This is a genomic window from Bacteroides sp. NSJ-39, assembly GCF_014287315.1.
In the GTDB taxonomy this organism is placed as follows: Bacteria; Bacteroidota; Bacteroidia; order Bacteroidales; family Bacteroidaceae; genus Bacteroides; species Bacteroides finegoldii.
The window spans coordinates 127,557-138,447 of record NZ_JACOOB010000002.1 but is presented as its reverse complement, the minus strand read 5'-3'; the positions used below and the strand labels follow the sequence as shown (position 1 = coordinate 138,447).

General features: G+C 45.8%; 5 protein-coding genes and 1 pseudogene. All 6 read left to right on the top strand.

The window, feature by feature from the left end; translation table 11 throughout:
• Positions 1-90 precede the first annotated feature (90 nt).
• The 6 genes and pseudogenes from H8S63_RS03425 to H8S63_RS20285 all read left to right on the top strand — a co-directional run bounded on the left by H8S63_RS03425 (position 91) and on the right by H8S63_RS20285 (position 10,783).
• Positions 91-3,126 carry a TonB-dependent receptor gene (locus H8S63_RS03425; RefSeq protein ID WP_007755696.1) on the top strand — a complete coding sequence of 1,012 codons (3,036 nt, stop codon included), beginning with the start codon at positions 91-93 and terminating at the stop codon, positions 3,124-3,126.
• 18 nt (positions 3,127-3,144) lie between these two features.
• Positions 3,145-4,665: a RagB/SusD family nutrient uptake outer membrane protein gene (locus H8S63_RS03420; protein ID WP_186925727.1), complete on the top strand. Its 1,521-nt coding sequence runs from the start codon at positions 3,145-3,147 to the stop codon at positions 4,663-4,665.
• A gap of 20 nt (positions 4,666-4,685) precedes the next feature.
• Complete coding sequence (locus H8S63_RS03415; RefSeq protein ID WP_186925726.1) at positions 4,686-5,528, top strand: LamG-like jellyroll fold domain-containing protein; 843 nt, start codon at positions 4,686-4,688, stop codon at positions 5,526-5,528.
• A gap of 7 nt (positions 5,529-5,535) precedes the next feature.
• A complete protein-coding gene (locus tag H8S63_RS03410; protein WP_186925725.1) occupies positions 5,536-7,209 on the top strand; it encodes a glucoamylase family protein in 1,674 nt (557 codons plus the stop codon).
• A gap of 25 nt (positions 7,210-7,234) precedes the next feature.
• Positions 7,235-9,520, top strand: a pseudogene (gene bglX / locus H8S63_RS19925) (beta-glucosidase BglX); the annotation flags it as partial.
• Entirely contained in the window at positions 9,494-10,783 is a 1,290-nt protein-coding gene (locus H8S63_RS20285; protein ID WP_349091177.1) for a glucoamylase family protein, read from the top strand. The pseudogene bglX and the gene H8S63_RS20285, both read left to right, overlap by 27 nt.
• The last annotated feature ends 108 nt before the right edge of the window (positions 10,784-10,891 follow it).

Here is a 10,891-nt window from a genome sequence, read left to right as displayed (position 1 = left end):
TTGCCATTGTCAAAACGGACGAATCGGGAAGCGTACGAGCCCAACAAAGTTTTGACAGGATTTTAATGTTAAACTAAAACTAATAATAGAATGAAAGACCAACTTACCCATTCATTTTGTAAGGACATCTCTCTATTAAAGAAAGGACTTCTATTAGGATTTTTCTTATTGGCAGTCACCACTCTATCCGCACAGATACGGGAGATAAAAGGTATCGTCACATCAGAAACAAGCGAACCACTACCCGGAGTAGCCGTGCAAATAGATGCTTCCGGCACCGGAACCGTCACCAACATAGACGGTCAGTATAGCATCTCTGCCCGGAAAGGCGATAAAATTACTTTCTCCTTTATCGGAATGACGTCACAAACTATCGTAGTAGACAATCGTACTACTATCAATGTCGTCATGAAAGAAGAAGCTTTTGCATTGGAAGAAGCTGTCGTTATCGGCTATGGCAGCGCGAAGAAAAGAGACTTGACCGGTTCTATCGAAACAGTCAAAGCGGCTGATATAGCCACCAAGCCTGCCAGCAATCCGTTGGCTTCCATCCAGGGAAAAATTGCGGGTGTTCAAATCGTCAATACCGGCAGGGCGGGTCAAGACCCGGAAATCAGAATCCGCGGAACAAACTCTATCAACGGATATACTCCCTTATATGTAGTAGACGGACTTTTCACGGATAACATCAACTACCTGAATCCTGCTGACATCGAATCTATGGAGATTCTGAAAGACCCGTCTTCACTGGCTATCTTCGGCGTACGGGGTGCAAACGGCGTAATTATCATCACGACCAAACGCGCCAAAGAAGGACAGACTACCGTCAGCATCAACGCTTCGGTAGGTTTCAAACATATCGGCGACCGTGTGGAACTTACCAATGCCGCCCAATTCAAGGAATTATACAACGAACAACGTAATAACCAGGGATTAGACCCGTTCGACTATACCAACTGGGCAGCCGACACCGACTGGCAGGACGAAATCTTCCAAACGGGCTTCCTGACCAACAACAATATCAGCATCACCGGTTCTACGGATAAAAGCAAGTTTTACATGGGACTTGGCTACACCATGGAAGAAGGTTCTATCAAGAGCGAGAAACTGAACAAGCTGACTATCAATCTGCACAGTGAATACGAAATGACTAAGTTCCTGCGTTTCGGCTTCCAGATTAACGGTGTACGTATGCTTCCGCCGGACGCTAAAGGCGTGAGCGCAGCCATCAAGGCAGCCCCCATCGCACCGGTAGCCAATGAAGAAACCGGACTTCTGCAACTCTTGCCGGACTTCCAGCAGGCACAGGTATCGAACCCGATGATTGACGTGAAGTACAGAGGACAGCATAACAAGGCCATCAACTACCGCATGGCGGGAAATATCTACGGGGAAGTAGACTTACTGAAAAACCTGACTTTCCGTGCCACATTCGCTATGGACTACAGTTCCGACCAGTCACGCCTCTACTCTCCTATCATCTACTTGTACAATGCAGATAAAGGAGAAAAAGAAAATGTAGGCGAACGTGAAGGCATCACACAGAAAAAATTGACAAACATGGCTGCACAGTCCGACTATGTACTGACTTATACCGGAAAATTCGGCGGACACGGTATTACACTGACAGGTGGTATGACAACCAACTACAACGAATATTCCTCACTGGATGCCGGCAGAAGCCAGAAACTGGGCGACGGCATCAGCATTGGCGAGAATGACGACAAATGGTGGATTACCACTATCGGCGACCAGTCCACTGCTACAAACGGCGGTTCACAGTACAAACGCTTTACCATGTCTTACCTGATCAGGGCACTGTACAACTACCAAAGCCGCTACCTGTTCAACGCTTCTTATCGTCGCGACGGTTCATCCGTATTCAAGCGTACCGGAAACACATGGGATAATTTCTACTCTTTCGGCGCCGGATGGGTAATCTCGGAAGAGAATTTTATGAAGCACCAATCTGTCATCGACTATCTGAAACTGAAAGGTTCATGGGGCGTGTTAGGCAGCCAAAATACAGGCGGCTATAACTATCCGGCTTATCCTACAATCGTCAACTCCGGCTCTGCCGTATTCGGTGACAACATCGTCGAAGGAAAAGGACTCGCTTACCTGGCGTCGCAGACATTAGGCTGGGAACGCAACTATTCATGGGAAGCCGGTTTCGAAATGAATCTTCTGAAACAACGCCTGCGCCTGTCTCCCGTTTATTATAACAAAACGACCAAGGATTTGCTGACTTCCGTTCCCGGTATTTCGGGCTCTACTCCCGGATTGGAAAATATCGGGGAAATCCAAAACAGAGGATGGGAACTGACCGCTTCCTGGAATGACCGCATCGGCGAGGACTGGAGTTATGGAGTCAGCGCCAACCTGACCACGATAGACAATAAGGTAAAATCACTGGTAAACAAGGATTATGCCATCGTATCCGGTCCGTCAAGAGTATCCCAAGGGTATCCCATCGGTTACTTCTACGGCTACCAGGTGGAAGGTGTATATCAGAATAAGGCAGATATTCAGAGCTCTCCTAAAAATACATTGAGTACCGTAGCACCGGGTGACCTGAAGTTCAAGGACGTAGACGGGAATGGTGAGATTAATGACAAAGACCGTACTATGATTGGTAATCCGACCCCCGATTTCACCTATGGCCTGACTATCAGTGCCGGATACAAAGGATTCGATTTCAGTATGGACATGATGGGGGTATATGGTAATGAGATTTACCGTAACTGGGAGTCGGACGAATTTTCCCAAAACAACTATTCGCTCCGCCGCATGAACCGCTGGAACGGTGAGGGCACTTCCAACTGGGAACCTATCCTTGACCCATCGAGAAGTATCAACCGCCAGAATTCAAGTTACTTCATCGAAGACGGCAGTTTCTTCCGTATCCGTAATATCGAACTGGGATATACGTTTAACCCGGGCTTATTGAAAAAGATTTATCTGAAATCACTCAGGTTATATGCCAACGTACAGAACTTGAAAACATGGTCCAAATGCAGTGGATACACTCCCGAAATCGGTGGTAGCGCTACTTCCTTCGGGGTAGATAACGGCACTTATCCGATGCCGACCGTTTATACCTTCGGTTTGAATCTTACTTTCTAATTTCATTTCTAAAGTTATATGACTATGAATAAAAAAAGAATTCTATATATAGTAGCTGCCTGCACTTTGTCATTCGCCCAAATGGGATGCAGCGATTTACTGGACCAGGCTCCGCAAGGGGAACTTATCGACACCGACCTCGTCGGTGGTACGTACGAGAGCGAAATATTCGGAATGTACGCTGCCATGCGCGACTATGCCCTGACATCGGGAACAACCGCACTTGCCATCCACAGCTTCCGTTCGGAAGACGCGGAAAAAGGCAGTACATCGACAGACGGAGCGGGTGCTGCCAAGATGTATGACGAGTTCAATTATGACGCAAGTGACGGTATGTTGCAAGGTTACTGGAGCGCCAACTACAACCTTATCCACAAAGTGAATACACTGCTCGAATCAATGAAAGCGGGCAATCTGACGGATGGTAATCTCGTCAATAAGGCGGAAGCACTCTTCTTCCGGGCTTATTGCTACTTCAATCTGGTGCGTGCATTCGGTGAAGTTCCCTTGATTGACTTTAAGATTAATCAGTCATCGGATGCCAATATCCCCAAGTCGTCCGTCAGCGATATATACGCACTGATAGACCGGGACTTGACAGAAGCGGAAAAGTATCTGCCCCGCACGTGGGAAAGCAAATACATCGGTCGCCTGACTTGGGGAGCCGCCCGTTCCCTGCACGCCCGGACGTATATGATGCGCAACGACTGGTCTAACCTCTGGACTGCCGCAACAGATGTCATCAACTCCGGAATATACAATCTGAATACGCCTTTCAACGATATATTCCGCGAATCTGGTGAGAATTGCAGTGAGTCTATTTTCGAACTGCAATGTACCGCCACCTCTTCTTTGCCCGAAAGTGAAGATATAGGTAGTAAATTCGCATTGGTGCAGGGCGTCAGAGGTTCCGGTGAATGGAATATGGGATGGGGGTGGAATACACCGACCGAAACATTGGCGAATGCCTTTGAAGCCGGTGATCCCCGCAAAGATGAAACGCTCCTGTATTTCATAAAGGTAGGAGAATCTCCTTCGTTAATTCCTGCCAATCAACCTTATAATGAGAAGCCGGTTGCCACAAATGATGTGATTGCCAAGTATTTCAATAAAAAGGCTTATACGAACCCTACTTATCGCGCTAAATATACTAAGTTCGGTTTCTGGTTCAATATCCGCCTTATCCGCTATGCTGATGTAGTGTTGATGGCAGCAGAAGCAGCCATCGAACAGAATAACACGAAGGCTGCCAAAGATTATCTGGAGATGGTACGCAGCCGTGCCAGAGGTAAGAATACCAATATCCTGCCCAAAGTCACGACAGACGACCAGGTGAAACTGCGGAACGCTATCCGTCAAGAACGAAGAGCGGAACTCGCTATGGAATTCGACCGTTTCTACGACTTGGTACGCTGGGGAATTGCAGAAGATGTATTAGGCAGTTTCGGTTATCAAAAGAAGCATGCATTATTGCCGCTCCCGCAAGAAGAAATAGACAAGTCTAACGGTGTATTGAAACAAAATCCAGATTACCTATAATATATTAAACGACTATTGATATGAAAAAATATATATATTCATCCATCGCTTTGTTTCTCCTCGGATTCATGGTTCAGTCCTGTTTCCAGGATATGGACCACCCGGGTTTCGATTATCCGGAAGAACTGCCGGAAAAGCCTTATAACCCGATGAAGTTGGGATTGGCTTTCGAGGATAATTTAGAGGACAACAGTATCTATAACTTCGGCATTACCGCCGACGGCACTCCCCACTTTGCGGAAGGTATTAACGGTAAAGCATATCAAGGTGCGACAGATACTTATATGGTAGTCGAAACTCCGGAAGCAATGAAAGACAGTATTGAGAATTTAGGTAGTTTCACTGTCTCTTTTTGGATGAAAGCTACCAAATGCAATAAAGCGACCGGCATCTTCGGGATATCCAATACCAAACAGTTCTGGGGTAATTTGGATATCTATCTCGAAAGTCATTCGGAAAACGATACGCAAGCCTTTTTCAAAGTTCATCTGCGCAACGGCAATGCCGAACGAACTGAAGAGTGCAGGATAGATGATGTGTTTATCAATGACTGGGTACATCTTTCTTTCAAATATGATGAGACAACTTCCAAACTGACTGTTTATAAAAATGCAGAAGAGATTCTTTCAAAAGCTCTTTCTGAAGGCGAAGCTCAAAAAATGATTTCCGGAAAGCTCAAATTCAGCGATGTTGGAAAACTAGTTATCGGAACACTGCAATTTCAAACAATACCAAGTTTGACAGAAGGTGCTACTGCCCAAGATTGGGGCGCACACTACCTCGGCGCACTCGACCAGTTCCATTTTTACAACAAGGCTCTCAAAAAGAGCGAGATACGAAATCTATATATAACTAAAGACTAAATATGCCATGAAAAAATATTTATCATTTACTTATATCTTCCTGATTGTCATTGCACTACTAACTTCTTGCAGTGACGATAACGAAAATGTAACCACCGATTTTCGATTAACAACTATCAGTATCGGTGAACAACAGAACTTATCGGCTTTTACAAATATTGACCCGGAAGCGTCCATCGTACTGCAATTTTCGGATGCAGTAGATAAATCGAGCGTTGCTAAGAATATCCGTTTCATCGAATTGGATGGTGAAGATGAATTTGAACTAAAAATCAACTACCAAATGGATGATGATAACAAAAAAGTGACCGTCACTCCGATAAATTCACTCGGGAATTATTCCAGTTATAAGTTTGTAGTGTATCCGGGAATAAAATCATCAGCCGGTGAACCCATCTTTACAGGAAAGGTGTATAGTATAAAAACAGGAATGGAAGATTCTGACAAATTTGACCGTATTGATGACGAAGAATTGCTGACACTGGTCCAAAAACAAACATTCAGCTATTTCTGGGATTTCGGTCATCCTGATTGCGGTATGGCGCGCGAAAGAAGTACTTCGGGAAATACAGTCACTACAGGTGGAACAGGTTTCGGAGTAATGTCAATCATCGTGGCAGCAGAAAGAAACTTTATTACAAAAGAAGCAGCCTTGGAGCGAATCCAAAAGATTGTAACTTTTCTGGATACAAAATGCGAGAAATATCATGGCGCTTATGCACATTGGATACATGGAGACAGCGGTTTTACACACTCGTTTAGCGATACAGATGACGGGGCGGACTTGGTTGAGACATCTCTCTTATTCCAAGGATTGCTAACAGCCAGAGCTTATTTCAAAAATAATACTGAAACTGAAAACAAACTTCGTAGCGACATTACCAGATTATGGAAAGCTATAGACTGGAACTGGTTCCGCAAAGAAAGTTCAGAAAATGCACTGTATTGGCATTGGAGTCCTAACCATAATTGGGAGATGGGCATGAAAATCAACGGTTGGAATGAAGGTTTGATTGCATACGTACTCGCAGCTTCTTCACCGACAAACGCTATTGATAAAGTTGTATATGACGAAGGATGGGCGAACAACGGCGGAATGAAAAACGGAAAAGTTTATTATGACTATGTTTTGCCGCTGGGTACGGATAACGGCGGTCCTCTTTTCCTTTCCCAATATTCTTTCTTGGGAATTAACCCGAAAGGTCTGTCGGACGCATATGCCAATTATGAGGAACAAACCCGGAACCATGCATTAATTAACTACAATTATTGTGTTGACAATCCGAGGGACTATGCCGGTTATGGCGAGAACTGTTGGGGATTGACCGCCAGTGACGGTGATAACGGATACAGTGCCCATTCTCCGAACAATGATAATGGTGTAATCGCCCCTACCGCTGCCTTGACTTCCTTCCCTTTCACACCGGAAGAATCAATGAAAGCCCTGCATTTTTTCTATTACAAACTGGGAGATAAGATTTGGGGGAAATATGGTTTCGTTGACGCATTCAATCTGGGCAAGCAATGGTTCGACAAAGAATTCATCGCTATCAATCAGGGTCCGGTTATCTGCATGATTGAAAACTACCGGAGCGGACTGTTATGGAACCTCTTCATGTCCGACCCGGATATTCAGAACGGAATGAAGAAGTTAGGATTCAGCAGCCCGGACTTAAAATAAACAATTCAATAGGTAAAAAACAGATATGAACAGAATCCTCACTATTCTAGTATGCTTGACCGCAACTTGCTGCATCCACGCACAGGGCGGAAAGAATGAAAAGATGGACCGATTTATCGACCAACTCATAAGCAAAATGACATTGGAGGAGAAAATCGGGCAACTGAATCTTCCCAGTGCCGGAGACATCACTACCGGTCAGGCAACCAGCAGCAACATCGCCGACAAAATCCGTAAGGGACAAGTCGGCGGCTTGTTCAACATCAAAGGAGTGACTAAAATACGCGACGTACAACGTATTGCCGTAGAAGAAAGCCGCTTAAAGATTCCATTGCTATTCGGCATGGACGTGATTCACGGATACGAAACTGTATTCCCCATTCCTTTGGGATTAGCAGCCACTTGGAATATGGAAGCTATCGAGCAGTCGGCACGCATAGCCGCCATTGAAGCAAGTGCGGACGGCATCTGCTGGACATTCAGCCCGATGGTGGACATCAGCCAGGATGCCCGTTGGGGACGTGTCTCCGAAGGGAATGGAGAAGACCCTTTCCTGAGTGGTGAAATAGCGAAAGCGATGGTACGGGGATATCAGGGAGACAACTCATACACCTCAAATAACCATATCATGGCTTGTGTGAAACATTATGCCCTGTATGGTGCCGGTTTCGCCGGAAGAGATTACAACACGGTAGATATGAGCCGCATCCGTATGTTCAACGAATATATGTATCCGTATAAGGCGGCGATAGAAGCCGGTGTGGGAAGTGTCATGGCATCTTTCAACGAAGTGGACGGCGTGCCTGCTACTGCCAACAAGTGGCTGATGACAGACATATTACGCAAGCAATGGAAATTTGACGGTTTTGTTGTGACGGACTATACCGGTATCAGCGAAATGGTGCCGCATGGTATCGGTGACTTGCCGACGGTATCGGCACGTGCCCTCAAAGCGGGAATTGACATGGACATGGTGAGCGAAGGATTTTTGACTACGTTATCCCAGTCACTGAAAGAGAATAAAGTCAATGTGGAAGAGATAGACCAAGCCTGCCGCCGGATACTGGAAGCTAAATACAAACTCGGTCTTTTTGATAACCCATATAAGTTTTGTGACCCCGACCGTCCGGCTAAAGAGATTTATACCCGTGAAAGCAGAGAGATTGCCCGCAAGATTGCCGCTGAAAGTTTTGTATTACTGAAGAACCTGCAGGAAGTACTTCCCTTAAAGAAATCCGGGAAAATCGCCGTTATCGGTCCGCTTGCCGATACCCGTTCCAATATGCCGGGTACCTGGAGCGTAGCCGTGGATTTGAACAAACCGATGACTCTGGTGGAAGGAATCCGGGAAGTAGCCGGGAAAGACGCACGCGTACTCTATGCAAAAGGCAGTAATCTGACTGCCGATCCTGAGTTGGAAAAAAGAGCTACGATGTTCGGCAGAGAATTGGGCAGAGACAACCGTACGGATAAGGAATTGCTGAATGAGGCATTGAAAGTGGCACGCCAATCAGATGTTATTGTGGCGGCTTTAGGCGAATCTTCCGAGATGAGCGGTGAGTCGAGCAGCCGTACCGACCTCAATATACCCGATGTCCAAAAAGAACTATTGGCAGAACTGGCAAAGACAGGCAAGCCGGTGGTACTCGTCGTTTTCACCGGACGCCCGTTAACGCTGACTTGGGAAGAGAAACATATTCCGGCTATTCTGAATGTATGGTTTGGCGGTACGGAAGCGGCTCCGGCTATTGCTGACGTGTTATTCGGAGATGTAAATCCGAGCGGTAAACTGACTATGAGCTTTCCGCAAAATGTAGGACAGTCTCCTTTATTCTACAACCATAAGAATACAGGACGCCCCCTGGAAAAAGGAAAATGGTTTGAGAAATTCCGTAGTAACTATCTTGATGTAAGCAATGACCCTCTCTATCCTTTCGGCTTCGGACTCAGCTACACGCAGTTCGAATACAGTAATCTGCAACTGAGCCATTCACAGCTTCGGACAGATGGAGAATTGACAGCCACCGTTACACTTACAAACACAGGGAAACGAGACGGACAGGAAATCGTACAACTATATATCCGTGATGTAGTAGGAAGTGTCACGCGACCGGTGAAGGAACTGAAAGGATTCCAAAAAGTATTCCTGAAAGCCGGAGAATCAAAGAATATTTCTTTCAAAATCACACCGGAGCTTTTGAAGTTCTACAACTACGACCTCGATTATGTTTATGAGCCGGGAGAGTTCCAAGTCATGGTCGGCGGCAACAGCCGGGATACGAAGATGGCAACATTCACGCTGCTGGAAGAGGAGAAAATCTCGGAAGAAGCATTGCTGGATAGCGTACAAAGACGCACTTTCGATTATTTCTGGAATGGAGCGGAACCGGTGAGCGGAATGGCAAGAGAACGGTTGAATGTGGATAGCAACTATCCACTGAACGACCGGCATATTATTACTTCAGGCGGCAGCGGCTTCGGCATTATGGCCATTATTGCCGGAATAGAACGGAATTACGTCACCCGTGCAGAAGGATTTGCACGAATGGAAAAAATAGTCTCTTTCTTAGAACGGGCTGACAAGTTTCACGGAGCTTTCCCGCATTGGTGGGATGGAGAGACAGGAAAAATAAAACCGTTCAGTCCTAAAGATGACGGTGGGGATTTGGTAGAGACAGCTTTCCTCGTACAAGGTCTGCTAGCTGCACACCAATACTATGCAAATGGCAACAAAGAAGAACGGGAACTTGCCGCACGCATGGATAAGCTGTGGAGAGACGTGGACTGGAACTGGTATCGGAATAAGGAGAATGTACTTTTCTGGCATTGGAGTCCGGAACATCAATGGGATATGAATTTCCGTGTACGTGGATTCAATGAATGTTTGATTATGTATATTTTGGCTGCCGCTTCACCTACACACGGAGTTCCGGCAAAGGTTTACCACGAAGGCTGGGCGGAAAACGGCGCAATCGTTAAGCCGCATACAGCCGAGAACCTGCCGATGAACCTAAGATATCAGACCGGCAACGTCGGGCCTCTTTTCTGGGCTCATTATTCTTTCTTGGGACTTGACCCGAACGGGCTGAAAGACCAATATGCCAACTACTTCGATGAAATGAAGAACTATACGCTGGCTAATCGCGCTTATTGCATCCGCAATCCCAAGAATTACAAAGGATATGGTGAAAATTGTTGGGGACTGACCGCCAGCTACTCTGTCAAAGGGTATGCCGCACATGCTCCCAATGAGAAAGAAGACCACGGAGTCATTAGTCCGACCGCCGCTCTTTCTTCCATTGTTTACACACCGGAAGAATCTATAGACGTAATGAAGTACCTGTATCAGAAGAAGGACAAAACATGGGGTGACTACGGTTTCTACGATGCCTTCAGTGAAACGGAGAATTGGTATCCGCAACAGTATCTTGCCATCGATCAGGGACCTATTGCCATAATGATTGAAAACTATCGTTCACAACTGCTTTGGAACTTGTTCATGCAGCATCCTGACATACAAAAAGGATTGCGCAAATTAGGATTCACCAGTCCACATCTTGATAAAAAGAAATAAATAAAATCACCGGAGCAGATATCTATCTACTCCGGTGATTTCTCTATTGATTCTATTTCCACTTGCTAAAATCACGTGAGTTCGATATAAGAATAAATATATTTCACT

Coding starts and splice junctions, on each gene's coding strand:
- H8S63_RS03410 (WP_186925725.1), top strand. CDS start 5,536: ATGAAAAAATATTTATCATTTACTTATATCTTCCTGATTGTCATTGCA.
- H8S63_RS20285 (WP_349091177.1), top strand. CDS start 9,494: ATGGCAACATTCACGCTGCTGGAAGAGGAGAAAATCTCGGAAGAAGCA.
- H8S63_RS03420 (WP_186925727.1), top strand. CDS start 3,145: ATGACTATGAATAAAAAAAGAATTCTATATATAGTAGCTGCCTGCACT.
- H8S63_RS03415 (WP_186925726.1), top strand. CDS start 4,686: ATGAAAAAATATATATATTCATCCATCGCTTTGTTTCTCCTCGGATTC.
- H8S63_RS03425 (WP_007755696.1), top strand. CDS start 91: ATGAAAGACCAACTTACCCATTCATTTTGTAAGGACATCTCTCTATTA.